The following is a 26,956-nucleotide window of genomic DNA, read 5'->3' as shown; positions in this document are numbered from 1 at the left end:
GTCACTGGCGGATATAAATTCCCTGGGACTCAATCCATTCATCCAGTTCAGACAGGCAATCTTCATTCCAGGTCGGGCTGAGTTCATGCGCCAGCATCCTGTCCGCGTAGTCCATAATTCTTGTATATTCGCCGGGATGGACGCAGAACAGTTCTTTTCTGCCGTCCATCAGTTCCCGGCACTTTTCCATGTCCATCCATTCCACGGATTCTACTTCTTCTTTTTGCAGCCGAAGCGATTCTGCCGGCACATCTTTTATCAGCACATAGACGGCGCTGACTTCCCGGTCATAGACTTTTTTCCCGTGAAAAGTCCGGCGCACTGTTTCCTGATTCAGGAAAAGCCGTTCCAGTTCTTCCGGCTTTATCTCCAGACCCAGTTCCTCTTTCAGTTCCCGTACCGCCGCTTCCGGAAAATCTTCCCCCGCGCCAAGATGCCCCGCCGCCGACACGTCAAAACACCCGGGAAAAATATCTTTTTCCTTCGACCGCTTCTGCAGCAGAACCTCCGGCCGGCATGTCTCTTTATTGCTGCGGATCACCCACACATGAGCGGTCCCGTGAATATCTCCGTCTCGATGCACCAGTTCCCGTTCCTTCATTTCTCCGGTTCTGTTTCCATCCCAGTCTCTGATATCAAAATATTCGCTCATACGCGCTCCTTCTGTCCGATGCTGATCATCAGCGCCCCTGCAAATATGAAAAGATCCGCCAGATTGAAGACCAATCTGCCAAGTTTCCCGTTCGGCAGGCGGAAACGCAGATAATCTACCACATACCCTTTTTTGCAGCGTTCGTATAAGTTGGACAAGGCGCCGCCTACCAGGAAAGCAAATCCTGTCTTCTGCAGATCTCTGTCCTCTTTCCATAACAGGCGCAGAAAACATGCCGCGCATCCGGCCGTTATCAGTCCGCTCGTTCCTGCGATCGCAGGCATATGCCCTTCCATCTTTCCTCCTGCCGTGCCCCGGTTATGGAGCCGCTCCAGACGGACTCTTCCTCCGCAGACGTCCATCCCCTTTTCCATCTCCGGATGCAGTTCTACCTCGTTTCTGACTGCCTGGCCGATCTGGAACAATCCCAGCGCCAGCTGGATAAATATCAGCTTTTTCATCTTTACCCCTGCATTTCCAGTGCCGGAACGCCTCGCAGCGTAATCAGCGGGCCGCCCCTGTGTTCAATATAGTCTCCGGTGATCGTCACCTGCCCGATATTATCATCTTTGGGGATCTCATACATAATATCCAGCATAAAATCCTCAATAATGGCACGAAGAGCACGGGCTCCCGTATCTTTTTCCATGGCTTTTCTGGCAATCGCCCTCAGCGCATCATCAGTAAACTCCAGCTTCACTTCATCTAATGCCAACAGTTTCTGGTACTGTTTCAGAATCGCATTTTTCGGTTCTTTCAGTATCTGCACCATCATATCCTCATCCAGGGCGTCCAGCGTGAAAATAATCGGCAGTCTTCCTATAAATTCTGGAATCATGCCAAAATTACGGATATCCTCCACAGTAACTTTTCGAAGCAGATTTTTGTCATTATCATATTTATCTTTCAGATCCGCCCTGAATCCGATGGAAGACTGTTTGTTTAGACGTTCCTTGATGATATTTTCCAGGTCCGGGAACGCTCCGCCGCAGATAAACAAAATATTCTTCGTATTGACGGTCTCCAGCGGCACCATGGCGTTCTTGCTGTTGGCGCCCACCGGCACCTCCACATCTGCGCCTTCCAGAAGTTTCAGGAGGCCCTGCTGCACCGATTCGCCGCTCACGTCTCTCTGGTTCGTGTTGCGTTTCTTGGCGATCTTGTCTATCTCGTCGATAAACACGATCCCGCGTTCCGCCTTCTCCACGTCATTGTCGGCGGCCGCCAGCAGCTTGGACAATACGCTCTCTATATCGTCCCCGATATATCCCGCCTCTGTCAGGGAAGTGGCATCCGCGATGGCGAGCGGCACGTCCAGCAGTCTGGCCAGCGTCTTTACCAGATAGGTCTTTCCGCTCCCGGTAGGTCCGATCATCAGCATATTGGACTTCTCGATCTCGATCCCGTCCGCCTCCGGGCCTGCCGCCACTCGCTTATAGTGATTGTATACCGCCACGGAGATCACCTTCTTGGCTTTCTCCTGACCGATCACGTATTCGTCCAGACTTGCCTTGATCTTGTGCGGAGCCGGAATAGAACGGATATCAAACTTTTTCTGCGGCTCTTTCGTTTCCTCCGCAGCCGCTTTTTTCTTGACCTTCTGCCGTCTCGGCATCATATTCTGAAGATCGGAGAGATTAATCATGCTGATATTCGGCATTTTGGAAAAATCCATTTTGCTGTAATCGATATTGCCGTTATTCATCATATCCATTGTGCGCTGCATGCATTCCGCGCAGATGCTGATATCCTTGGTCAGATGAATCATCTTCCCTGCCTTGCTTTCCGGCCTGTGACACACAAAACAGACATCCTCATACTGGGTGTCGTCTTCATCATTCTGCGTATGTTCCGCCGGTCCGGTCTCTTCTTTCGTTATCTCCTCATTCGTATTAAATTCTTTTTCATCCATAGATTGTAATTCCCCTTTTCTAACACAACAAATTATAAAACATCCCGCAAGGGGGTACAAGTAAACTTTTTATGAATTATGCCAAAAGGCTGTCGCCGGCCCTTTCACGGACCCGCGGCAGCCTCGCCTTGCTGCTTTCTGTCACTGACAGCTTTATTCTGTTTCCACTGCGCCTGCTTCCTGAGCGGAGCTGAGCGTCACATCCACATTTATCTCTTCATACTGTGTTCCGTTTCCTCTCTGTATGGTCAGAGTTACGGTCTCGCCTGCAGAATAGTAACCCAAAAGGTCGATCAGCTGATCGCTTCCGGTAATCGTATTGCCTTCCATTCCGGTGATAATATCCCCGGTCTGGATACCCGCCTGCTGCGCGGCCGCGCCGTCTGTCACGGTGCTGACATATACGCCGGCCGGAATATTATAACTCTGGGACGCCTGATCCGTTACATCCAGACAGGTGATCCCCAGATAACCTTTCTCATCCTCGCTGACTCTGTCCCTGGTCTCCCGGAGCATCAGCTCGTTGATGATGGATTCCACATCCGAAATCGGGATCGCGTAACCCATACCTTCTACATCTTCAGAGACGAATTTCACCGAGTTGATACCGATCAGTTCGCCCTTGCTGTTCAGGAGCGCTCCGCCGCTGTTGCCCGGGTTGATTGCCGCATCCGTCTGGATCATCAGCTGGGTAGTGGAAGATCCGTCTTCATTGGTAGCTGTTACCTCGCGGTTCAATGCGCTGACGATACCGGAAGTTACGGACAGTCCGAAACCGTATGCGTTTCCGATAGCCACCACCGGTTCTCCTACTTCCAATGAAGTGGAATCGCCGACTGTAGCCACCTTGATATCGTTCAGGGTTTCTTCCGGAATATCGCTCAGCTGTACCGCGATCACCGCGATATCCTTGTCTTCATTGCTTCCCTTTACACTGGCGGAGATTACGTTTGCGTCATCTGCCGCCTCATTATCAGAGTTGAAATATACGCTAAGCTCATTCGCCCCGGAGATTACGTGATAGTTTGTCACGATCAGCAGCTCCGTATCGTTCTGTCCGATAATAATACCGGATCCGCTGGACTGGCTCTCCTGCTGGTAAGTCCCGAAAATCGTCTGGAACTCCGTGGTGCCAACATTGCTGATGGAAACCACCGATGAGATACAGTTTGCCACAATGTCAGACACATCGTACACATCGTTGCTCTGTGTGGATACAGTGGTAGGCGAAACCGTTGTCGAGGTCTGCGCGGTCTCTGATGCGCCGCTTTCTCCTGTCAGCTGTCCGCCCGCGTAACGAACGCCTGTGAACGCGGCTCCGGATACGCTGCCGAACACCAGCGCCAATACCAGGCACTTGGCGACCGTTTTTCCGAATCCGCCTTTTTTCTTCGGTTTTTTCGGCTGTTTCATAGCCTCTGCGGAATCATAGTGTGTATAGCTGCTGCTTGTATCATAATAGCTGCCCGTCGCAAAGCTGTCATCTTTTCTCATATCATTATCTTCATACATGATGATTTCTCCTTTCCATGTAAAAACCTTTTCCTTTTTTTGTGCTTTTAATATATCAGGCATTTGTGATAGAATTGTGATAAATACTTTAAAAATTATTGAAATGGGTGTATACTGTGAAAACCGACAATCATTTCAAAAAGAAAGGATCCTATTACATGAAGAAAAAAACTTTGGTACTATTCCTGGCTGCGGCTATGGCATGTTCTGCTCTGACCGGCTGCGGCAATTCATCCGAAGAGACCGCTCCTGCTGTTACTGATGTGTCAGAGGGTCAGACAGAAGAAGCGCCTGAAGAAGAAGCTGCGGCGCCCGCAGAAGAAGCGCCTGAAGGAATGTATAAAAGCGAACTGACCGGGGAATGGATCGATGAATCCCTTCAGAGTCAGCGCCCGGTGGCAATTATGGTAGACAACGAAAAGACAGCGCTGCTCCACTATGGAATGACGCAGGCAGATATCGTCTATGAGATGATGAACAGTACGGCGAACGGTGAAATCACCCGTTTTATGGCAATCGTAAAAGACTGGGGCAGTATCACTCAGTTTGGAAGCATCCGAAGCGTACGCCCCACCAATTTTATGATTGCGCCTGAATATAACGCAGTGCTTGTGCATGACGGCGGACCATTTTACATAGACGCCTATCTGAGCAACCCATGGGTAGAAAATTTCAGCGGCGGATTTTCCCGCGTAGATAACGGCAAGCCAAGAGAATTTACCGAGTATGTCATGACCGGAGATCTGGAAGATCGTTTCGAATCCACCGGCGTCTCCACAGAATATGACGATTACTATCCCGGCCCGCACTGGCAGTTCGCATCGGAGTCCAGCCCGGTTGATCTTGGCGCAGCATCCGACTCCATCGATTGTACGCTGGTAGATCTTCCCTTCCCGCACAATGAGTCCCAGCTGGATTATGATGAAGCCAGCGGTCTCTATCTGTATTCCGAATATGGCATGAAACACACCGATCCGGCAAACGGAGACGCTCAGCTTTCTTTTACCAATGTCATTCTTCAGTGCGCGGAACATCATCAGTATGATGACAACGGCTATATGCAGTTCAACATTCTGAACGAGTCCGGAGAAGGCTACTATATTACCGGAGGAAAGGCGATCCCGGTGACCTGGTCTAAAGGCGCCGATACGGATCCGACAAAATTCTATGATGCAGACGGCAATGAAATCACGCTGAATGTAGGAAAGACCTATGTAGGACTGGTATCTCAGAGCAGATGGGATGAACTGGTACTTGAATAAAAGTATACGGCAAAGGAGCCGCTTCACAGCGGCTCCTTTGTTGTCTTACCGGCTCATCAGTCCGTAAATTCTCTTTCTTTCATCACGCTCTTATATGCCGGACGGATGATCTTGTTCATGCCGATGATCTCTTCGATCCGGTGCGCGCTCCAGCCCACGATCCTGGCGATGGCGAAGAGCGGCGTATACAATTCCGTGGGAATTCCAAGCATCTCATATACAAATCCGCTGTAGAAGTCCACATTGGGGCTGACTCCTTTGTAGATGCGGCGTTTCTCTGCGATCAGTTCAGGCGCCAGCAGCTCGATATTATTGTACAGCTCCATATCTTTCTCCCTGTGCTTTTCCACGGAAAGCTGCTCCACAAAACTCTTGAAGACACGCTCACGGGGATCGGACAGTGAATAAACAGCATGTCCCATACCATAGATCAGGCCCTTGCCGTCGAATGCTTCGCCGTCCAGAAGTTTGCTCAGATAAGCTGCCACTTCTTCTTTATCAGAATAATCATGTACATGGGAACGGATATCGTTCATCATCTCCATTACCTTGATGTTGGCGCCGCCATGTTTCGGGCCTTTCAGCGAAGACATAGCCGCGGCAATAGCCGAATATGTGTCGGACCCGGAAGAAGTCACCACTCTGGTCGTGAAAGTGGAGTTATTACCTCCGCCATGCTCCATATGAAGCATCAGCGCCACATCCAGCACTTTGGCTTCCAGATGCGTATATTTCTTATCCGGTCTGAGCATCATCAGAAGGTTCTCGGCTGTGGAAAGACCGGCGCTGGGACGGTGAATATACATGCTCTCATCATTTTCATAATGGTTGTACGCATGATAGCCGTATACGGCCAGCATGGGAAATACACTGATCAGGTTCAGGCACTGGCGGATCACATTGTCTACCGCCGTAGAATTCGCATTCGCATCATAAGACGCCAAAGTAAGAATACTGCGTGTCATGGAATTCATGATATCCTTGCTGGACGCTTTCATAATCACATCTCTGGTGAAATTCGTCGGAAGTTCCCGCCCGGAAGCAATCATATCCGCAAAATCTTTCTCCTCCTCCGGACTCGGAAGTTCGCCAAACAGGAGCAGATAAGCCGTCTTCTCAAACCCGAAAACATCACTCGGAATTCTTTTGATCAGTTCGGTCACATCGTAGCCCCGGTACCAGAGCTTTCCGTCGCAGGGAACTTTCTTGCCGTCTTCCATTTTAAACGAATCAATCCTGGAAATCGTTGTCAGGCCCGTAAGCACGCCATTTCCGTTGATGTCGCGAAGACCTCTGTTTACGCCGTATTCCCGGAACAATTCGTCTGGTATTGTGTCATGTTCTACACACAGTTTCTGATACTTTTCTGTATGTTCCCTCCATTTTTCCTCATATCCCATTCCAAGTCTCCTTTCCAAATAAAATCTCATTTTCAATATATTAGCACAATTCACCTATTTTTCCTATTGTTTTTTGTAAATATTTTATAAATTTTGGAAAGTACCTGTCTTTTGCCGGGATCATTTATTCTAAGATTCCGCGGCGGAGGTTCCGGAACCCGCCTCTGTTCCCGCTGCCGGCTGAGCATCCGCCCCTTCTTCAGTTGTCGTTTCCTGTTTAACAGTCTCCGTGCCCGGAAGGTAATAGCAGATCACCGGCATGCCTTTTTCCACATAACTGTACAGTTCCTGCGCCACAGAAGGAGGCAGGTTAATACAGCCATGAGAACCGTTCGTCTTATAAATATCTCCCCCGAAGGAACTTCTCCAGCTGGCGTCATGCATACCTATGTTTCCGTTAAAGGGCATCCAGTAGGATACCGGAGTCTCATAATTCTCTCCTGTCAGCGTTGCGTTGCGCTGTTTATATGTAATACTGTACACCCCGTCCGGCGTATCATATCCGCGGGAAGCGTTGCCCGACACAAAATCCGATTCCAGAATCAGAACTCCGTCCTGATAAAAGAAAAGGTGCTGTGCAGTCAGATTAATCTCCACATAAGTGTCTCCATAATCAGGCGTCCCATAGGAAGCCGCCGTCTGGTAGTAAACCGGCGTACGTTCCCCGCTCTCTCCGTTTTCGATCATCTCCGCCAGTTCCACAGCCTCCTGTCCGTAGTTCATCCACCAGCCGTAATCACCGGTATCAATCGTGATTTCCTGACCATAGCTGGTCATAAATGTCCTGGAGCGGAAGATCGTGTCGTATTTTTTCCGGAGGGTAGCCACATACTCCTCTACTTTCTCCTGATCCAGCTCTACTTCAAATCCGTCCACATGCAGCCAGGTACTGATCGTGGCGCCGTCAAGCACTTCTTTACTGTCTCCAAAAGTATAGGTAATCGTCACATTCGCATAATTCTGTAATTTTTCCAGAGTCGCCAGAAGCTGCTCATTATCGGAAGTAACCTGCGGTACATGGTAGCATCCTTCCTGATCCAGATCCACCTGTTCTTCCAGGCTGTCCACCGCGGACCGGATTGCTTCCAGCGTAAGGTCATAATCCAGCTCGTTCCCCTGTGTCTCAGACACTATCTGGAAACCATTCTCTGACGTATAATCAGAGATATAGGCGTCTGTCGGCGCAACGGCAAAATCGCTCTGAAAGCCGCTGAGCGCCTGAATCCTTTCTTCCAGCGCCTCTTCGTCGTAGGTTATCAGTCCGTCCATCTCATATTCCGCCTCCGCGGGAAGAAACCAGAGCCACTTATTCTGCTGCTCCAGTATTTCTTCCAACGGCTCTGTGGAGCCATATCCCAGGGAAATATCCCTTCCCTGGATATCTTCCTCCAGCGTAGTCCCGTCTGACTGCCGCTCAATGATTCTCAGGAAATAATCCTGAACCTGTTCCTCCAGCTCCTGCACGGTCATATCAGACACGTCGATCCGGTCGATCACCGTCCCTTTCAGGAAATGATTATGATAATAATACACGCCTCCTCCGTAGACGGCGGCCGCCGCCAGGAGCAGGATCAGCAACAATATCCATAACACGGAAAATCCCTTTTTCTTGCCTTTTTTAGCCATGTTTTCTCCTGTCCTTTCTATAAATACTGGTGGGGCCGCCGCAGGACAAATCCCGAGGCAGTCCCACCCAGGTACTGACTCTATCAGTATAAAGAATTTCCGTGTAAAAAACAACTAAAGATTCTCAAAAGAGGCGCTTGCGGGCACCCAGATTCCCGTTTCTCCCCAGGGCTGTTCCATCCGGATACTGACGGATCCCTGATCGGAAAAGACGATCTGCAGCGTCGTCCGCGCAGGGGCTCCCGTAATCATCCCCGTCCTCCGGATCTCTACATCATCCGAAAGATTTAAAAGGCTGCGGGCCGCTTCTTCCGGGTCAAAAATCCGGCTGTATAACTCCGATTCCGGATTCTGCAGCGCATTATCATTCAAGATCTCTCCCAGCCCGTTGGAAGTATAATCCATCCGGGTCCCGCTGATGATTCCATCCGGGTATGCCTGAAAATATTCCGCCGCGGTGGAGATCTGATCCAGATACTGCAGTTCTTCCCCGATCGCCTGGTATGCGCCGTTTACATAGACCAGGGAAAGGCTCTCCCGCCATACCGCCATATGCGGCGTGGAGTCCATGGCATAATAGAGGATCTCTATGCCGTTTTCATCCGCTTCCAGAATCCGGTAGTTCATGGCTCCTGTCTCTTTTGCCCACGGCCAGGGACTGGAATCTCCAAAAGCTTCCGGCGCGTCCGCATACAGAAGACCGTCTTCTTCCATTTTCTCCTGTACAGACTGTGCCGACAAATCCCGGATCGCCGTTCCGTCTCTTCTCGTAAACGCGTCCGGCCATCTCTGTGCAAAGGAGTCTATTTCATCCCGCGGCAGTTCTGTTATGGTCTGTTCATATGCTTCCAGACCATATTTCTCCGTCAGTTCTTCTTCTGTACGGTCCGACAGCACCATGCGCACCAGTACCGCCCTGTCTATCCCGTCGAAATATTCATTCCACTCTTCCCGGGGATTTTCCGTCAGATATTCACATCCGTAAGACACCGTCATATCACCTGCGCTGCGGAATTCCGCCGCCAGAACATACTCTTTATCTTTTTCTGTCCTGTGCAGCGCTCCATCATTCCAGAGCGCAGAATCGGCAAAACCCGGATTGCCTTCCAGCGGCGGAAAATAATAGGTTTCGCGGTCCACCGCTTTTTCTTCCGTGATCTCCAGGTAATTCCACAGTCCCAAGTCCCACTGCTGTCCGAACCGGACCGTCAGGTCCGCGTCTTCGCCCGCCGCTTTCAGTTCCTCCGGCCCCAGATACGACACTTTATAAGATCCCGTCTTCTCTCCGTACTCATAGACCTCAAAATACAGCAGCCGGCCCGGCGTATTTCCCGGGAGATCCATATGATAATCCGCCTCCAGTGTGTAGACAGCCGCTTTATCCGGATTTACTTCCACCCGCATCTGCGCTGTGTCAGGCAACACAGTACATCCGGCCAGCAGCGCACCGGTCAGGATAAGGAAAGAAGCCGCGAAAGGTACCGTCTTTGTGGACGGCGCGTCCACCATCGCCTCCAGCCTGCGGCGTATATTTCCCTGTCCGCCCCGCATGGCGGTGGCTCCGCATAAGGGCGATGGCCCTTTTCCCGCATATTCCAGGATTTTAAGCAGCGCCAGGCCGTACTCTTTCTTTTCCAGTCTTTTACAGCCCCTTATGACGCCTTCGTCACAGGCCAGTTCTGCGTCTTCCCGGGAACGGATCACTCCCAGCCACACCAGAGGATGCCACCAGTAGACAACGCAGAACAGCACTCTCACAAACGACCAGATATGGTCTTTCTGGCGATAATGCTCTGCCTCATGCCGCAGCGCATAACGGCGCACTTCTTCATCTTCCCATATGGCGCTGCTCATCAGGACACACGGGCGGAGAACTCCGAACAGACAGGGCGTTCCCGGAATCTCTCCCACATATACCGGAAGTCTGCCATGCTTTCTTATTTGACATCTGGCAGATGTCATTTTCTTTAATTTCCAATTACTCCGGAATGCATATGCTCCCAAAATCACACTGCCGCACGCCCACAGGACTCCCGACGCCATGGAGACCCAGGATATTCCCGCCGGGATTCCGGCCTGCGGCTGCTGCACGGCATTTGACTCTGTTTCCTGCGCGGACTGCGTTTCCCTGTCTGTCTGAATGTCCTCTTCCGGGCCCGCCGGAAACGCCGCCCCTCCTGCGCCGGAGGTCTCCGCATCCTGATTTCTCTCTCCGGATGCGCTTCCTGCCGGAATCTCTCCGCCCTGGTCCGCCATATCTCCTTCCCGAAATGCATTCACTGTATATTCAAACGCCGCATAGGGAAGGCTCATCACGTTTCCTTCCGGAAGTTCCGCCATGCCAAAGGGAATCAGCAGGCGGATCATCGGAAGGATCCACAGCGCATATCTCGCTTTGGCGGAAAGCTGATTCCGCCACTTTTTCTGAATCGCCAGCACCAGCAGGACCAGCAGCCCGGCGCTGACTGCAAAATACCAGAATCTCATCACGGCACCCCCTCTAATCCCCCAGACGATCCAGGATCTTTTTCAGCTCTTCAATCTCCTCCTCCGATACCTTACGCCCCTGTACGGCATTGCTGACCATCAGCAGCAGATCTCCGTGATACACCCGTTCCATGATGGAGTCCGTCTCCTCCCGGATCGTCTCTTCTCTGCTCCATACCGGGGAATAGGTCCGCACTTTCCCGCTTTCGTCCACAGAGACCGCGCCTTTCTCCAGCATCCGCTTCAGAAAAGACGTCACCGCATGACGGCTCCACCCTTTTACCGGCTCCAGCGCCTCGCAGATCTCCCGCAGCGAAGCCGGCGCGTGATCCCAGAGCACCTGCATGATATACCATTCATTTTCAGATAAGCCTGTGGGATATTTCATATCTTCTGCCCTCCTTCTTCTCAAAAAATTGTTAATCATTTGATTACTTATATTATACCACAGAATCCCGGAACCGCAAGAACTTGTAACCATTTGACTAACAAAAATCGGCTGCCGCCGTATCCTGTCCATAGTCAGGTCGGCAGCAGCCGGTGTAAACACCTTTACACTATGTTATTTTTTCTTCCACATCCTCACGGCCCCCGCCAGCGCTCCATACAGGATGCCCGCCACCGGCCAGACGATCCAGGAGGTCGTCCAGGTCCATGTCCACAGACTGTAGCCCACATATCCCGCTGTCACCAGGCACCAGTAAACCGGGGCGATCTTATCCATAATCTTTCCCGTGCGCTTTGCTTCCACGGTATAATCGCCTTCCTGAAGAAGCTGCCGGAAAGATCCCTGGATAATCCCGGCGCTGACGAACAGCCAGACGCCCGCCGCCGCGCAGATCAGCAGGAAGATGAAAGAACCGATCTCGGCCATTTCAGTTCCCCACAACCCGTCCACCAGCATCAAAGGAATAAATCCAAAGATACAAAGGGCGATCCCGCAGGAGATCTTCACCGTAAATACCGGAGCGTACGCTTCACTCTTTTCCCTGACCATGCCTTCGATTCCATAGCTCAACTCAAAGATCTCTTTTTCCAGATATTCATATTTCCCCATCTCTCTTCCAAAGATCAGAAACGAGGCCACCGCCCCCGCCACGATCAGCAGCACCGCCATCATACCGATACCTGCCGCCAGGTCTTCCGACATATCCAGCATGCCGCTTTCCGCCGCCCCGCCCAGGAACAAAAGCAGAACCGGCGAAAGAATACATGCGGCAACTCCCGATGCGATCTTCGCCGACGCGTCCCTGCGCACCTTCAGGAAATGCTGCGCTTCCTCCATCGTTATTTTACGTGTCTCTTCTCCGTCCGGATTCCCCGATACAAAATCCTCCTCTGTCCGGTCGTCTTTCAGCAGATAATCGGTGCTCACTTCAAAAATCTCGCTCATCAGCAGAATCTTATCCAGATCCGGCACCGACATGGCGCTCTCCCATTTGGATACCGACTGCCTGGATACGTTCAGCTTCCCTGCCAGTTCCTCCTGGGACCATCCGTTTTTCTTCCTTAAATGCATAATCTTTTCTGCCAGTATCATATAAATCCTCCTCGCCGCTCTTTCGGGCTCCCGTGCCTTTCATGAGCCTTATCTGTTGTTTCCCAGCATAACAGACGTCCCCTTGCGCCGCAAGAAAGCGGCCTTGGAAATCTGTCAACCGGCAGTTGCACTTTCTTCCGGCCGGTTGACATGAGGCGGATTCGGGTCAGACGTAGCTTTGATCCACCTTAATTACACATATATATGTCTGATTTTTCTCTTTTACTTTCTCCACCACATAATTCAGCAGTTTATCCTGATCCCCTTCATAATGAGGCGGCACCACCAGATCAAACAACACATTCGTATGAGTATCGCCCGGCACCACGCGCAGGTCGTGGATACTCAGACGCTCATCATATGCTTTCACCTGTTCGGATATGTATTCCCGAAGCTCGCTGACCTCACTGTCGCCGGTCACGATGGGATCATAATGGATCACCACCTGAAGGTGATGCTGCTTCCAGAAATCCCGTTCTATATTGTCGATCAGGTCATGCGCTTTCAGAGCGTTCATGCCGGCATCAAATTCAATATGCAGGGAAGCGAACTGGTTCCCCGGCCCGTAATCATGAACCAGGAGATCATGCATGCCCAGCACATTCGGATAACCCATCACCGTATCCTCAATCATCTTCACCAGCTCCGGATCCGGGCTTTTCCCAAGAAGAGGATCCAGCGCGTCTTTCAGCAGGCCATATCCGTTCCAGAGGATAAACCCCGCCACCGCCACCGTCATCAGTCCATCGATCCGCATGATCCCGGTGGTCTCACACAATACGGCGCCCGCCAGTACTCCCGCCGTAGACAGACAGTCATTGCGGGAATCCGCCGCCGTCGCTCTCAGAGTCTCCGAGTCGATCATCTCTCCCATTTTCCTGTTGAACCCGCTCATCCAGAGTTTCAGCAGGATAGACGCCAACATAACGCATATAGAAAGCCATCCGAATTCCGGCATATTCGGATGGATCACTTTGACGATTCCCTCTTTTGCCAGGTTCAGGCCAATCGCCATAATCATCACGCATACGGCCATCCCCGCCAGGTATTCATACCGGGCATGGCCGAACGGATGCTCCTCATCCGGCTTCTGCGCCCCCAGCCAGAAACCCAGCAGGCTGATCACGCTGCTGCCGGCATCGCTCAGATTGTTAAACGCGTCTGCGGCGATCGACATGCTGCCTGAAATAGCTCCGACCATAAATTTTCCAAGAAAAAGGAGGACATTGCAGCAGATGCCCACAATGCCCGCCAGGTTTCCCACCTTCGTCCGTCCCTCCGAAGTACGGGCGTCCGTCCCGCGCAAAAAGATTCTTGTCAGTATAGATGTCATAGCACACCTCGATTTTCGCTTTTCCATACAGTATATCGCAGCCGGACAGTAAATACAATTATTAATTAGGAATGCTTTTCTCCACGCACAGTTTTCCCCACCCCACGGTCGCATTGGGATATTCCTGAAACGCCGGAAGAGGCTGTGCCCCTCTCTGCAGATAAGCCCTTACTTTTTCTCCGTACAGATACGGGTCGTTCCCGTCTGTAATCCCATACTGCATCAACAGCGCGGCCGCGCCGGTTACAAAAGGCGTCGCGAAAGAAGTCCCTGTCTGCCTCACATATCCGCCTCCCGGCGACGCCGTCAGAATATTGGTGCCCGGAGCTACCAGAGAGGGTTTCCGCTCCGTCTCTCCTCTTCCGGAAAAGTCTGCATATGCGTCGGCAGACGCACGGTACGCTCCGACGGTGATCACTTTCCTCGCTGTAGAGGGAATCGTAAGGGTATTTGTCTCCACCGGATTCAGAAAACGCGTATCTGCTCCCACCACTGAGCTTCCCGGCATCCACATCTGATAAGTTCCTTCCGTAATCTGGCGGGACACCAGGCGGATTCTCCAGATCCCGGAATCCACATATTCATTTTGAGGGATAAAGTCCAGATAAATTTCCTGATTTACGCTGTAAGGGCTGGGAGCACCAAAGTAAACCAGTACCTCTGTATTCCCCATCCGGTAACGCTGCACCGGAGTTCCTTCGTAAAAAGGCCCTGCTGATATCCCATTCGGGTGCATCAGATAAATATCAAACACATCCTCATAGTTTTTCCAGATCTGCAGATTCATTACAAGTTCGTAGGGTCCGACCGTAAATTCCACGTTTTCCTGCATGCCATTCTGGAGCCGTCCGGACGTATGACCGCCTCCCGCCCCTTCATTACCGCTGCCCACACAGATTACCGACTTCCACAAAGCGCTCACATCATCCATATATGTTTCCAGCAGGCTGCTTCCGGTGTGAGAACCGTATGTATTCCCAAAACTGATATTTACAGCTACCGGCATCAGGTATTCTCTCGCCTTCCGAATTACATAGTCCAGCCCCTGCATCAGCTCCGTTGTTCTTGGAAACCCGTCTTCTCTGGGCACTCCCAGTTTTACCGCCAATATACCGCTCTCATATGCCACGCCTCCATTTCCTGCCGCGATTGCCAATACGCCGGTCCCGTGCCCGCTTACATCCTGACTGGCCGACAGTCCCTCCCCGCTCTGCGCCGCCGGTTTATCTTCTCCTCCGGCCAGCGCCGCGTCAATCTGTTCCTTGGTAAACTCGCTTCCTATGTAATATCCTTCCGGAGGATTTCCGGGCACGCTCTGGTCCCAGTATGCCAGAATCCGGCTGCTCCCGTCCGGATTGCGGAATTCCTCATGTCGGTAATCCACTCCGGAATCCAGTACTGCCACCAGAATACCCCGACCGCTTAAAGAAAGCGGCGGGCGCTGCACCGGCGTCATACAGGACGCCCTTTTCCCTTCTGCCCGCGCAAAAAACAGCCTTTTAGGCTTTTCAATATATTCTATCTCCGGACGCTGTGCCAAAGATTCAATCAAGGACTCCGGAACCACCAGAATCGCATATTCGTTAATCAGCCGCGTTACACGTATGGCGTCCGGTACAATGGTATCCAGATTTCCTGAGTATTTTACAATCAGTTCCCAGGTCTTTTCCTCTGGATCATACCCGGTCTCCAGTACCAGGGATTTTTTTCGTTCTTCTTCTGTGGCCTCCAGCGCCAGATTCAGCTGATTCTCTATTTTCTGATCATCCATCATTTCAGCACCCCTTTTCAGGCTATGCGAAGGATCCATTTTCATGCGCAAAAGAAACTTTAAGATTTATTTTTTCCCCGGACTGTATTATAATAAAAACAGCAAAAGAGAAACAGCGGAGGAACCATATGGAACTTTCATTCGGCGAACAGATCAAGATCCTGCTGAAAAGAAAAGGACTGACGATCAAAGAACTTGCAGATATGTACGAAGCGCAGACCGGCAGACCCATGTCCCGGCAAAATCTCACCCAACGCCTGAAAAGAGATAATTTTCCGGAACAGGATATGCACATCATCGCGGCGCTGTTGGGATATCAGGTATCCGTACAGCTGAAGCCTGTATCCATTCCCATGCCGGAATTTATCCGGGCAGAATTTCAGACTGCATCTGCGGCTTCCGTTTCTTCCGGAGAGATATCTCCGGTTCCTCAGACGGTCTCTGTCCCCTCGCAGCCTTCCATACCCGATGTGAATTCTGCGGAGGTGCTCTCTGAAGAGCCGCCTGCGGTTCCCAACAAAATCACTTTCCAGATCCCCGAGGCATTCCGCAAAAACAGGCCCCAGGGAGACATCAATCCGCTGACCGGCGAAGAGTATCTGACGAACACGGTCCGCCGGCATCCGGAGATGGAGGAATTCGTCCAGGTCTATGATCAGGCCACACACTCCTGGTCTGATGTAAGGGAAGATTATTTCTGGGAATTCCAGGATAAGAAAAAACAGATGTTGGGCAAGGATTACCGCGCGCCGATCCTGATCTGACACACAGCGCTGGAGGTCAGCTGGATTCTTTCTCTGATTTTTCCAGCGCTTTTTTCCTTCTGCTGATCATGCCGCCGATCTTCCCTGTCTCCTTGGAAGACAGCGCTTTCCAGCCCCCTTCTCTTACCTTGTCCAGAAGTCCCAGCTCCTCCGCGATCTCATATTTTAACCGGTCGTGGGGCTCCAGTTTTTCAAACTCTACGGTACGTTTCATTTCCATCATTTTACACTCTCCTATATCCGAAGTATTCCCGTTCCCTTTCATCTTATTCACCCCTTTCCAAATTCTCTTTACAGCCCTGAATCCGACTTATATAATAAATGTACCGTTCTGAACAGTTACTGTTTTTTAAGGGAGGCGTCTCAATGAAGCTCAAAAAAACCAGATTTGATATCCTTTTGAATGTCCTGTGTCTGCTTCAGCTTATCGGCATCACTCTATTTCTTCTTATATGCTGGGCCCGGATTCCGCAGCAGATTCCCATGCATTATGATCTGGGCGGGAATATTACGCGCTGGGGAAACAAGGCAGAGCTGATCATAATCCCGGTCCTGGCATGGATCATGTATCTGCTGATGACTGTTCTGGAACATTTCCCGCAGGCCTGGAACACAGGCGTTCAGGTCACGGAACATAACCGGGCCCGGGTATATGCCACCCTTCTTCATATGATCAGCTCGCTGAAATTCCTCATTACCTGCCTGTATACTTATTCCATTCTTCAGACGGCTCTGATGCTGGAGCTTCCCTCCTGGTTCCTTTTCGCCGTCATAGCTCTTCTGTGCGGCGACATCGGGTACTGGATGTACCGTCTCTGGAAATGTAAATGACACTGTAAATTTTTATTTCATGGGAAATAGGCGAAGCGCCTGAAATACAGAATTCTATATGAAAAGATTAACATGCAGACGGGGAAAATGCAACTTGTATTTATAAATTCTTCATCTGGCAGAAATTGCAGTTGTCCCTATTGGGAAAGCCAGTACCAACCAATTTTTCTGCCAGATAAAAGTCTAAAATCACATCATTGGATTAAGATATGAAGCATTTCATAATTGATCTATCTCATTAGTAAGAAACTATTGTTGATCCCTTTAAAACATGCTACATTAAACACAGATCTTTTCACTCTTATAATTCCGGAGGATAATATTTATGTATCATACAATCGTAACTTTGAAAAAAGGAGAAGGCCGCACAATCAAAGCCGGCGGCATGTGGATCTATGACAATGAGATCGCCAGTATCCTGGGCGATTTTGAGAACGGAGATCTGGTGACGGTCCATGATTTCGACGGCTATTTTATGGGATACGGCTTTCTCAATATGAACTCCAAGATCCGTGTAAGGATGATGTCCCGCAGAAAAGACCAGGTCATCGACGAGGCTTTTCTGGAGCGGCGGGTACGGAACGCCTGGGAATACCGCAAAACCGTATGTGATACTTCCTGCTGCCGTGTCATATTCGGAGAGGCAGACTTCCTGCCGGGACTGGTGGTGGACAAGTTTTCTGATGTGCTGGTGGTAGAATCCCTGGCCCTTGGCATCGACCGCATGAAGCTCCGGATCCTGGACATCCTGAAACGTGTCCTGGCGGAAGACGGCATCGTCATCCGGGGCATCTACGAGCGCAGCGACGCCAAAGTAAGGGAACAGGAAGGGATGAAACGGCAGAAGGGCTTTATCGGCGGTCCTTTTGATACGAAGGTCGAAATTCAGGAAAACGGCGTCCGCTATCTGGTCAATGTGGAAGACGGCCAGAAAACCGGTTTCTTCCTGGACCAGAAATATAACCGGCTGGCAGTACAAAGACTCTGCAAGGGAAAAAAGGTACTGGACTGCTTCACGCACACCGGTTCGTTCGCGCTGAACGCGGCTGTCGCAGGCGCCTCAAGCGTGCTGGGCGTAGACGCCTCCGAACTGGGCTGCGAACAGGCCCGTGAAAACGCCCGCCTGAATCAGGTGGAAGACCGCGTGACCTTCCGGTGCGCGGATGTGTTTGAACTGCTTCCGGAACTGGAACGAAAGGGCGAGACCTACGATGTGGTGATCCTGGATCCGCCCGCTTTCACAAAGTCCCGCAATTCCATCAAAAATGCGGTCAAAGGTTACCGGGAGATTAATCTGCGGGGCATGAAGCTGGTGCGCGACGGCGGTTATCTGGCAACCTGCTCCTGCTCTCATTTCATGGACCAGGAATTGTTCGCCAAGACGCTCCGGGAGGCTGCCCACGGCGCGCACCGGCGGCTTCGCCAGGTAGAATTCCGCACCCAGGCCTGCGACCACCCGATCCTGTGGGCCGCGGATCAGTCGTATTATCTGAAATTTTACATTTTCCAGGTGGTGGAGGAGATGTAGGATAACTTGCCGATCACGCCCCTCTCTGCTACAATATATTTAAACCGCGCGGCACAACCAGGCGCCGCACAGATACGGAGGAATACATAATATGATCTGCCCTTACTGCGGATTTGAGTATGCGGACGACCTGCTCCGGTGTCCTCACTGCGGCGCTGAAAATGTCCGGGAAGCCCGGGAGCAGCAGCAGGAAACGCTTGACTCTCTGGAAGAGGAGCGCGAAGATATCCGGCATGAGCCGGAACGGATTCTGAAAAAGACCAACCGGGCCGCCGCCAGGATCGGCGTCCGCATCTTCATTGGAGTCGTCATAGCCGCCCTCCTGATCGTAGCCGGAAGTTTTATATGGAGATTCTGGACCCGTCACACCCTGACCCGCAATGTGGAAAGGCTGGACGCCTGCCTGGCCGAAGGGGATTACGAAGGCCTGTCTGTGCTTCTTGACCGCATTGACTCCTATGATTCCGCCTACGATCCCTACTATCCGGTATTGTATGCCTACCAGGATCTCTCCTATGTGCAGGATGATCTGGAATGGTTCCGCACAGATCTGGAAAGCGGCCTGGAGGACACTTATCTGCTGCAGGGTCTCTCTTTTGCCCTGAACGACGCCATGAATGCACTGATGCGGGCCGAAAGCGGGATTCAGGACGATCTGTATCTGGGCAACGAAGACGCCCTGCAGGACATATATGGGCAGGCCCGCGAACTGCTGACCGGAACCTTAAAAGTCACGGAGGAAGAGATCGGACAGATGGCGGAACTTTATGAAGATCAAGATTCGCTCTATGACGAATCCCTCTTTCTTCCCTATGCGTCATTAATCCTGGAACGATTGGAGTAGCTTATGAAATGTCCTTACTGCGGCGGAGAAGTCTCCGTCAACGATGTCCGGTGTCCATACTGCGGGAACCTGAATCCGGAAGGAGCCGCTTTTCAGGGAGAAGTACGCAGGCGCCGAAAACTGAATGAATACCTCAGGCAGAAGATGCGGGACCAGCTGCGGCTTCCCCTTGCACAGAGGATCATGAATCTGGCTATTGTGATCCTGGCGCTTCTGTGGATCCTGGTTACCGTCCTTGGCATGATCTGGTACCTGGTCCGGGATCCCCGGACTCTGGGGTTGGGCCGTCCCGACGATTATGAATCCCAGCTGGAAACCCTCTATGATGAAGGCCGCTATGACGAACTGTACGCATATATGGACCGTTACAGCCTGGATGGACAGGATTATCCCCAGTACATGCAGATGGCGCTGTATTACTACACTTATACAGACTTCGTTCAGTACAGCATGAACTGCACGCAGGCGCTGGAAAAAGGTTCCATCCCGGATGATTTCCATCTGGAATACGCCATCGACAGCGCGGCAGAACTGATGCAGCCGTATATTCCCGCCTATCCGGACACTTACCCGGTCAATCAGGAAAATCTGAATATCTATCAGGAAGAAGCAAGGACTTTTCTTCTGGGGATGCTGAAGCTGACCGAGGACGAGATCCAGATACTCTATCCGGAAGAGGACGGCAGCGGATATGTCTCTTTTACAGAGATCGAACAGCTCATGGAACTGGCAAAAGAACGTCTAAAAGAGGAGGGCTACCATGAATCAGAAGAATAATGCGCATCACCGCCGCTTTTTCGTCAAAGGGCTGATTATCCTTCTCCTGCTTGGTATGAACTATCTCATGTTTTCTTTTTTCTTTTCTTCTGTTGTGGAAGATATCACTTATGACAACGAGAGCCGCCGGGACACCCGCCTGCTGGAACTGACCAGCGAAGGAGAGTACGCAGACCTGTACGAAGAGCTGAATCTCTACGACCTGTATGAAGATAAATACGATGATTACTGGGATGTGACCGACGCCTGGCATCTGTACTGCCGATTCCGCGCCGCCGAAGAAGCCGGCTCCAGTGCGGAAGCGGAAGTCCTCCGCTCCCGTCTGTTGGAATTGCCGGCCGACCAGGAGAACAGGACTGCGCAGACGGCAGTCGGACGGATTCAGAAACTGGTAAGGGAAGGCGCCTGATTCCGTCAGGCATCTTCTCCTCTCAGCAACCGGTCCAGCGTCGGCCGGAACCCGAACTGCTCCTTCAGCGCATCCACCTCCTGCAGCATCTCCCGCCGTGTTTTCTCCGGGATATTCGAGCGCACGGCGCGGATCAGGATGTTTTTCGGCGTATGGGACAGATCCACGAACTCCAGGAGCTGGGTCCGGTAGCCGCTGGCGGTCAGCAGATTTCCGCGGATGGCGTCCGTCATCAGGGCCGCCGTCCGTTCTTTTATGATCCCGTAACGGGTCAGTATAGGAAGACTTCCGCCCTGCATCTGGCTGTTCAGCTCATGCTGGCAGCAGGGTACGGAAAAGATCAGCTCCGCGTTCCACCGAACGGCATTGTACAGCGCGTAATCGGTGGCCGTATCGCAGGCATGGAGGGAGACCACCATATCCACCGGATACGGACATTCATATCCGTTGATGTCTCCCAGTTCAAAGTGCAGCTGATCGTAGCCATATTTTTCGGCAGCCTGGTTGCAGTGTTCGATCACATCCGCCTTCAGGTCCAGACCGATGATCCTCACATCCAGCTTCCGGATCTGCGTCAGGTAATAATACAGGATAAATGTCAGATAAGATTTCCCGCAGCCAAAATCGATCACCGTCAAGGTCCGGTCCTTCGGAAGGGTCCCGATCTCGTCGTCGATCAGCTCCACAAAGCGGTTGATCTGACGGTATTTATCATACATGGAACGGACGATCTTTCCTTCCGATGTAAAGATTCCCATATCCACCAGAGGAGGGATCATCTGCCCTTCTTCCAGAATATAGTTTTTCTTCCGGTTATGGCCCGTCTTCTCTTTCGGGGCCTGCGCCGTCTTCTTTTTCAGGTAGGAAGCCTTACCGTTTTTGGAGACGCGGACCGCGTGCTCCCGTTCTCCGTCCCAGGCGTTCAGCTGGCGGTATTCCTGCCCCATGGCCCCTTCCAGAAACAGTTTCAGCGTCTCTTCGGACATATTTTCGTGAAAGACCTGTTTTTCCGTATATTTTTCCGCCTGCCAGCATGTTTCCAGACGGTTGATCACGATCCGCCGGTACTGCGCGTCCTTGCGGCACGGATTGCTCAGGATCATTTTATAAGGCTCCGCGGCCAGGACCGCCTCCAGCATCTGTTGTAAATCCATCTTTCTACTCCCACTCATCCAGTTTTTCCAGAAATTCCATATATTCTCTCTTTGCCTCCGCGATACGTTCCGGGTCATAGGTATCCAGAGCATGCTCAAACTCCCGCAGCATCCGTCCCGCCTGCTCCCTTTTCACGCCCAGACTCTCTTCGTAGATTCTCTCGCCTCTCAGCAGGAGAACCTTATTCTCCTCTTTGTCCCGAGGATGAATCTTCAGATAAGAGAGCGTCTTCAGGCGGTCTTCGATCTCTTCCTCGCTCATGTCCAGATTCTGTCCTTTAAACACCTGGCGCACTTTCTTCCCGCTGGAAACAGATTTCACTTCCACTTCCAGGATCGAGTTAATATCATAAGTATAAGTCACATCCACAGCCTCCTGCCCGGCTTTCCCGGCAGGAACTTCAATGAACAGTTCTCCCAGAGACAGGTTATTGACTGCGAAACGGCTCTCGCCCTGTAAGATATGCACCCGGATCCTGGTCTGATTATCTCTCACCGTATACAGGCGTTCCGTACGGCTGGCCGGGATCACTGTGTTTCTCTCGATAATCGGGAAAAACACCCCGTCCTCATACTGGTGATCGCCGTATTCCTGGACCACTTCCGTACCCAGGGTAAAGGGACAGACGTCGGTCAGGATCACTTCCCGGATGCCGTCCCGGCGCTCTTTCATCGCCGCCTGGATCGCTGCTCCCAGCGCCACCGCCTCGTCCGGATTGATCTTGGTGTCCGGGATCATATGAAACAACTTTCCGGCAAATCTGCGGATCACCGGAGATTTGGTAGCTCCGCCCACCAGCACGACCTGATCGATATCCGACAGGCGGATATGGGCGTCCTTCAGGCTCCGCTTCACCGGCTGACGGATCCTGTCCAACAGTTCCTCACAGGCTTCTTCGTAGTCGGGAAGCTCAACCGGAAATACATATTCTTTCCCCTCTATATTACATCTCATCTCCGAGATCCGGTTTTCTCCGAAACCAATCTTGCAAAGCTCCGCCTGACGCCGGATATGCTGCTGCGTTTTTCCGCTCAGTGTAAAACGGTTCAGCTGCGGATGGGCGTCGTAAAACATCTTTTCCAGCACTGCCGTGAAATCTTCTCCGCCCAGGAAGTTGTCTCCCGCCACCGCGTGGACCTCCAGAATGGTGTCGTACAGTTCCAGGATCGATACGTCGAAAGTGCCTCCTCCCAGGTCGAAGACCAGGAACCGCGCATGGTCTTTTTTCTGCCAGAGCCCATAAGCGATAGCGGCAGCCGTCGGCTCGCTGATGATCCTCTCGACTTTCAACCCCGCCAGCTCTCCCGCGCGCTTGGTGGCCCGCCTCCTGGCATCGTTAAAATACGCCGGGACACTGATCACCGCCTCCGTCACCGGTTCCCCCAGAAACGCCTCCGCATCCTCTTTCAGATAACGCAGGACAAAAGAAGACAGTTCTTCTGCCGCAAACTCCTTGTCTCTCAATCGAAATTTCTTCCCGCTCCCCATGCTCCGTTTGAACAGCGACGCGCCGCTGTCCGGATTCAGAAGCATCTGCTCTGCAGCCGATTCGCCCACGTAAACCTGTCCGTCTTCGCCGATGCTGACCACCGACGGAGTCAGGCGCTTCCCAATCCGGTTCGGGATCACACGGGGACCTTCTTCTGTATAATAAGCCACCAGGCTGTTGGTAGTTCCAAGATCAATTCCTACTATCATATGCTGTCAAATCTCTCCTCGAATTCTTTGAACGGTACTTTGAAGTTCCAGATCGTTGGGACAAATCTTAAGAGCTTCCTCTCCGCAGGCAAGCGCTTCGCTCCAGTTTTCTTCTCCCATCTGGAAGATCATCTCTCCGACCAGACCCTCGTAGCACTCCGGTTCCCTGCAGTATTTACAGCGCAGCCCGCTCCGTGTCTGGCTGAAATATGCAAGCGCTTTCTTTTTGTCTCCCATATACAGATAGCACTCTCCTACTTTGCTGAGTCTCTGGGGACGTTCCGCCGGATAGGATACATAAATTCTTTCCGAAATGTAACCCCGCAGCATCAGATCCAGGGCCTGCCGGGCACATCTTGCCGCCTCGCCCGGACGTTTTTCCAGATATTGGATCCTGGCCTGCAGCATCAGGTTTCGGATGCGCTGGTCGTCCCAGGTCTTCCAGACAGAACGGCCATTCATTTCTTCCGCCTTCTTCAGGAGACACATAGCTCCGTCGTTGTCGCCAAAATGATGGAACAGACGGTCCGCGCAGTCTGTATATCTCTGATAGCTGCGTTCCGGGTCACACTGCAGCGATTTCCGGTAATAATATCTGGCCTGAAGCATTTTCCCTTTCGCCACGCAGACATCGCCAAGACACAGCAAATATTCCTTGTCTTCCATATTTTTCTTATATGCTTCAGCCGCTTCTTCGTATCTGCCCATATAACGGTACAGATTCCCTATTTCTTTGTAAAAAGACAGTTCTTTTGGAAACCATTCCAGATCTTTCCTGTAGCATTCCACCGCTTTCCCGTAATCGCGCAGGATCTCATAACAGTCCGCCATATTGCTGTAAGGCAGGAGCTTCTTCTCACCGGTCTTATCCAGACACTCCAGAGATCTTTCATACATCTCGATACTCTTTTGAAATTGCTTCAGATGCTTGTAACAATATCCAAGATTGTTATAGGAGGCCCAATCGTCAGAATTATAGGTCAGCGCTTTTTCAAAATCAGAGATTGCTTCGGGCAACCGCATAGCCTCCATGTATAGCAGTCCGCGGTGAACCAGCGTATAGCAGCTTTCCCAGTTTTCCACCTCCCGGTCCATATACCGGACCGCGCGTTCAAAGTCGTCTTCATTTCCAAAGCAGCGATAACGCTGCATATAAATATCCGCTATTTTCTCATTCACATCCCGAAATGAAGGATCCGCCTCCGCCGCATTCCGAAAATATTGCAGCGCCATTTCTTCATTACCCAGATCGCCGTAACAGCACCCCTTGCCATAATGCCAGGCAGGCGTGTCTTCATAATCCTCTTTTGCCTGTTCGTAGGACTGAAGCGCTTCATACGGCTCATGGGCGTCTCTCAGGATCTCTCCCCGCACCATAAAATACTGCAGCCGGGACGGATTTTCATGAATCGCCTTGTTCAGATAACCCAGAGCTTCTTCCAGCCGGCCATCGTCCCATTTAATCAGCGCCATTTCGTACTTTAATTCTGAAATATCCTCCAGATCCGTCTTTTCTCTGTCCACCGCCGCCTTAAGAGATAAAAGATCTGCGAATATTTCTCTTCTCTCTTCCTCTCCTCCGGCAAGATTGCGGCGCGCTTTCAGACAGTATAATTTCATCTGGTCGCTGAATTCCACCTGGTTTTCTTCTGCACGCTTTATCACATCCAGAACGTCCTCATACTGATGGCAGAAGAAAAATACCTTCTCCGCCAGCAGATACGGTTTGTAATATCCCGGATAGATCTCCACTGCCCGATAATAATCGTCCACCACCTGCTGTCCGTTCTGCAGGCGGAAATACGCCTCCTGCCGGTTCAGATAGGCGGGATAATAGTTTTTCTCCAGCGACAGGATCTGCCCGCAGACATCAATGGCCTTTTCGCAGGCATTCATGGCCAGGAAGACTTCCGCCAGAGAGTTCATGCAGCTCAGTTTCTCTGATAAAACAGTAAGCTCGGGAATCCCTTTCTCCAGAAGTCTGGCCGCTTCTTCATATGCTCCGGTCTGATACCTGCTCCATCCCAGCATCAGATATGCGGAGCCTTTCCGGCGGAAACGTTTCGCCGCTTCCTGAGTCCCGTCGTCCTCCGTTGCAAGAATCATGCGGAGCCATACTTCCAGTTCCGGTACAGCCTCCTGGAAACGGGACATAGCCGCCAGTACGCGTCCCTTCAGGTTATAATAGCTGTATATAAGATTTTCATCCGGCGTCGTCCCAAAAGATCCGGAAATATTCTGCGGAATATATTCACGAAAAGGCATCCTTTCCAGAATCTCCAGAGATTTTTCAAACTCCCGGTTCTGGAAAAAGCACCAGGCAATCTCCAGTTCCGTTTCTCTGCGTTCGTTTCCTTCCGGAAGCACGCGGATCTTATCCTCATATCCGGCGATCAGGAAACGATTCGCTTCTGCCAGATATTCGGACAGATGCTCATCATTGCTCTCTTCCATCAGATCCAGCACCGATTCTTTTGCCTTCTGCGCATCACGTGCATTCTCCAGCCAGTAACGAATCAAGCCGCAGCGCGCCTCGTAATTATCGGGAGCTTTCTGCCAGCAGGCAAAAGCCTTTTCATGATCTCCGTATGTCCACTGCACATTCCCCGCCTGCGTCATAATATACTGAGAATCCGGCCAGTACTCTGTCAGTTCCGCCGCCTCCGCAAGGAGTGCGTCTCTCTGCTTCCTGCTCTCTTCTTCCGTCATCTCCGGCGCATCCAGCGCAGTCCGGTATAACGCCGCATGAATTCTCAGACGCTCCGCGGCTTCCCATGGATAAAAGACTCCATATGCTTCGATCTCATCCGCCTGCCGCACCGCCTCCTTCCATTCGCCCCGGTCGCAGGCCGCGCGGAGTCCCTGATACGCCTGTATGTAACCGTCCACATTCATGGACTCTGCGTCCGCGTTTTCCCGCAGGCGCATCTGGTCGAAATCGATATAATAATCATGTTCTGTATAGAATTCCGCATAATCCAGAAAATCCGCCGGGTACCGCTCTTTCAGCGATTCTTTGTCCTGAACGATCTGGAACTCCCGGTCCAGCCGCTGCCATATCCTGCGGGGCAGGAAGAAATGCGACAGCAAATATCCCAGCATGCCGTCCCGCGCTTCCAGCGACGTATCCAGATCCTGGCAGACCGGATCTTCCAGGATTTCCTCCCATGCGTCCAGATCTCCCCTGGTACGGAAATCCTGATAAACGGCGTCCGCGCGTTCCAGCCAGAGATCTACCGGCGTCTTTTCCCGTTCCGCGTCTTCCGTTTCCGCGTCTCTTAAGAGCGCGAGCGCGGACTCATACGCCTCCCTGAGACGGCGGAAGCCTTCCTGGTTGTCCTCCGGGTTCACGGCCCGGAGCTTTGTGTGATACGCTCTTTTTACAGTTTCTTCATCCGTCAGCTCCGTAAGCCCCAGGATCTGCAGTACCAGTTCTCGTTCCATAGACTCTTCCT

Annotated in this window: 22 protein-coding genes; 7 read left to right on the top strand and 15 right to left on the bottom strand. The window is 51.7% G+C overall.

What is annotated here, in order from left to right:
• Nucleotide 1: 1 nt before the first annotated feature.
• The 4 genes from B5F29_RS04435 to B5F29_RS04420 all read right to left on the bottom strand — a co-directional run bounded on the left by B5F29_RS04435 (nucleotide 2) and on the right by B5F29_RS04420 (nucleotide 4,076).
• A complete protein-coding gene (locus B5F29_RS04435; RefSeq protein WP_087153452.1) occupies nucleotides 2-652 on the bottom strand; it encodes an NUDIX hydrolase in 651 nt (216 codons plus the stop codon).
• Nucleotides 649-1,113 (bottom strand): signal peptidase II, encoded by a 465-nt coding sequence (locus B5F29_RS04430; protein ID WP_087153451.1) that lies wholly within the window; start codon nucleotides 1,111-1,113, stop codon nucleotides 649-651. The genes B5F29_RS04435 and B5F29_RS04430 overlap by 4 nt, the downstream gene beginning before the upstream one ends.
• Nucleotides 1,114-1,115: 2 nt before the next feature.
• Nucleotides 1,116-2,564, bottom strand: coding sequence for an ATP-dependent Clp protease ATP-binding subunit ClpX (gene clpX, locus B5F29_RS04425; RefSeq protein ID WP_087153450.1), 1,449 nt, complete (start codon nucleotides 2,562-2,564; stop codon nucleotides 1,116-1,118).
• A 153-nt stretch (nucleotides 2,565-2,717) separates the two neighbouring features.
• Nucleotides 2,718-4,076, bottom strand: a complete 1,359-nt coding sequence (locus B5F29_RS04420) for a S1C family serine protease (protein ID WP_162608364.1) — start codon at nucleotides 4,074-4,076, stop codon at nucleotides 2,718-2,720.
• A 158-nt stretch (nucleotides 4,077-4,234) separates the two neighbouring features.
• On the opposite strand from B5F29_RS04420, the gene B5F29_RS04415 reads away from it, so the two are divergent.
• The gene (locus B5F29_RS04415; RefSeq protein ID WP_087153487.1) at nucleotides 4,235-5,338 is read left to right on the top strand and encodes a DUF3048 domain-containing protein; all 1,104 of its coding nucleotides are present in this window, start codon (nucleotides 4,235-4,237) and stop codon (nucleotides 5,336-5,338) included.
• A 56-nt stretch (nucleotides 5,339-5,394) separates the two neighbouring features.
• Here the strand turns inward: B5F29_RS04415 and B5F29_RS04410 are convergent, their stop codons facing one another.
• From B5F29_RS04410 to B5F29_RS04380, 7 genes are all read right to left on the bottom strand, one after another.
• The gene (locus tag B5F29_RS04410; RefSeq protein WP_087153448.1) at nucleotides 5,395-6,738 is read right to left on the bottom strand and encodes a citrate/2-methylcitrate synthase; all 1,344 of its coding nucleotides are present in this window, start codon (nucleotides 6,736-6,738) and stop codon (nucleotides 5,395-5,397) included.
• 129 nt (nucleotides 6,739-6,867) lie between these two features.
• The gene (locus B5F29_RS04405) at nucleotides 6,868-8,364 is read right to left on the bottom strand and encodes a L,D-transpeptidase family protein (RefSeq protein ID WP_087153447.1); all 1,497 of its coding nucleotides are present in this window, start codon (nucleotides 8,362-8,364) and stop codon (nucleotides 6,868-6,870) included.
• A 114-nt stretch (nucleotides 8,365-8,478) separates the two neighbouring features.
• Nucleotides 8,479-10,851, bottom strand: a complete 2,373-nt coding sequence (locus tag B5F29_RS04400; protein WP_087153446.1) for a M56 family metallopeptidase — start codon at nucleotides 10,849-10,851, stop codon at nucleotides 8,479-8,481.
• Between the two features lie 13 nt (nucleotides 10,852-10,864).
• Nucleotides 10,865-11,239: a BlaI/MecI/CopY family transcriptional regulator gene (locus B5F29_RS04395; protein WP_162608363.1), complete on the bottom strand. Its 375-nt coding sequence runs from the start codon at nucleotides 11,237-11,239 to the stop codon at nucleotides 10,865-10,867.
• A gap of 174 nt (nucleotides 11,240-11,413) precedes the next feature.
• Nucleotides 11,414-12,391: a helix-turn-helix domain-containing protein gene (locus B5F29_RS04390; protein WP_087153444.1), complete on the bottom strand. Its 978-nt coding sequence runs from the start codon at nucleotides 12,389-12,391 to the stop codon at nucleotides 11,414-11,416.
• A gap of 166 nt (nucleotides 12,392-12,557) precedes the next feature.
• A complete protein-coding gene (locus B5F29_RS04385) occupies nucleotides 12,558-13,724 on the bottom strand; it encodes a cation diffusion facilitator family transporter (RefSeq protein WP_087153443.1) in 1,167 nt (388 codons plus the stop codon).
• Nucleotides 13,725-13,785: 61 nt separating this feature from the next.
• Nucleotides 13,786-15,495 carry a S8 family peptidase gene (locus B5F29_RS04380; RefSeq protein WP_087153486.1) on the bottom strand — a complete coding sequence of 570 codons (1,710 nt, stop codon included), beginning with the start codon at nucleotides 15,493-15,495 and terminating at the stop codon, nucleotides 13,786-13,788.
• A gap of 128 nt (nucleotides 15,496-15,623) precedes the next feature.
• On the opposite strand from B5F29_RS04380, the gene B5F29_RS04375 reads away from it, so the two are divergent.
• Nucleotides 15,624-16,259 carry a hypothetical protein gene (locus B5F29_RS04375; protein ID WP_087153442.1) on the top strand — a complete coding sequence of 212 codons (636 nt, stop codon included), beginning with the start codon at nucleotides 15,624-15,626 and terminating at the stop codon, nucleotides 16,257-16,259.
• Between the two features lie 16 nt (nucleotides 16,260-16,275).
• On the opposite strand, the gene B5F29_RS04370 is transcribed toward B5F29_RS04375, so the two are convergent.
• Nucleotides 16,276-16,482 (bottom strand): small, acid-soluble spore protein, alpha/beta type, encoded by a 207-nt coding sequence (locus B5F29_RS04370; RefSeq protein ID WP_087153441.1) that lies wholly within the window; start codon nucleotides 16,480-16,482, stop codon nucleotides 16,276-16,278.
• 143 nt (nucleotides 16,483-16,625) lie between these two features.
• Between B5F29_RS04370 and B5F29_RS04365 the strand changes: the two genes are divergently transcribed.
• The 5 genes from B5F29_RS04365 (at nucleotide 16,626) to B5F29_RS04345 (ending at nucleotide 20,648) form a co-directional block, all read left to right on the top strand.
• Complete coding sequence (locus tag B5F29_RS04365; protein WP_162608362.1) at nucleotides 16,626-17,090, top strand: DUF1648 domain-containing protein; 465 nt, start codon at nucleotides 16,626-16,628, stop codon at nucleotides 17,088-17,090.
• Nucleotides 17,091-17,415: 325 nt separating this feature from the next.
• Nucleotides 17,416-18,618 (top strand): class I SAM-dependent rRNA methyltransferase, encoded by a 1,203-nt coding sequence (locus B5F29_RS04360; RefSeq protein ID WP_087153439.1) that lies wholly within the window; start codon nucleotides 17,416-17,418, stop codon nucleotides 18,616-18,618.
• A gap of 91 nt (nucleotides 18,619-18,709) precedes the next feature.
• Nucleotides 18,710-19,462 carry a zinc ribbon domain-containing protein gene (locus B5F29_RS04355; protein WP_087153438.1) on the top strand — a complete coding sequence of 251 codons (753 nt, stop codon included), beginning with the start codon at nucleotides 18,710-18,712 and terminating at the stop codon, nucleotides 19,460-19,462.
• A 3-nt stretch (nucleotides 19,463-19,465) separates the two neighbouring features.
• The gene (locus tag B5F29_RS04350) at nucleotides 19,466-20,239 is read left to right on the top strand and encodes a zinc ribbon domain-containing protein (RefSeq protein WP_087153437.1); all 774 of its coding nucleotides are present in this window, start codon (nucleotides 19,466-19,468) and stop codon (nucleotides 20,237-20,239) included.
• On the top strand, nucleotides 20,223-20,648 hold the full coding sequence (locus B5F29_RS04345) for a hypothetical protein (RefSeq protein ID WP_087153436.1): 426 nt from the start codon (nucleotides 20,223-20,225) through the stop codon (nucleotides 20,646-20,648). The genes B5F29_RS04350 and B5F29_RS04345 overlap by 17 nt, the downstream gene beginning before the upstream one ends.
• A gap of 5 nt (nucleotides 20,649-20,653) precedes the next feature.
• Here B5F29_RS04345 and B5F29_RS04340 read toward each other — a convergent pair whose 3' ends face one another.
• From B5F29_RS04340 to B5F29_RS04330, 3 genes are read right to left on the bottom strand one after another with little or no spacing between them, the layout of a single operon-like run.
• Nucleotides 20,654-21,802: a class I SAM-dependent methyltransferase gene (locus B5F29_RS04340; protein ID WP_087153435.1), complete on the bottom strand. Its 1,149-nt coding sequence runs from the start codon at nucleotides 21,800-21,802 to the stop codon at nucleotides 20,654-20,656.
• A gap of 4 nt (nucleotides 21,803-21,806) precedes the next feature.
• A complete protein-coding gene (locus tag B5F29_RS04335; protein ID WP_087153434.1) occupies nucleotides 21,807-23,501 on the bottom strand; it encodes an Hsp70 family protein in 1,695 nt (564 codons plus the stop codon).
• Nucleotides 23,502-23,507: 6 nt separating this feature from the next.
• Complete coding sequence (locus B5F29_RS04330; protein WP_087153433.1) at nucleotides 23,508-26,945, bottom strand: J domain-containing protein; 3,438 nt, start codon at nucleotides 26,943-26,945, stop codon at nucleotides 23,508-23,510.
• Nucleotides 26,946-26,956: the final 11 nt, after the last annotated feature.

Origin of the sequence: Lachnoclostridium sp. An196 (assembly GCF_002160135.1) — a bacterium.
GTDB lineage: Bacteria > Bacillota > Clostridia > Lachnospirales > Lachnospiraceae > Hominiventricola > Hominiventricola avistercoris.
This window is presented reverse-complemented; position numbering and strand designations above follow the sequence as displayed.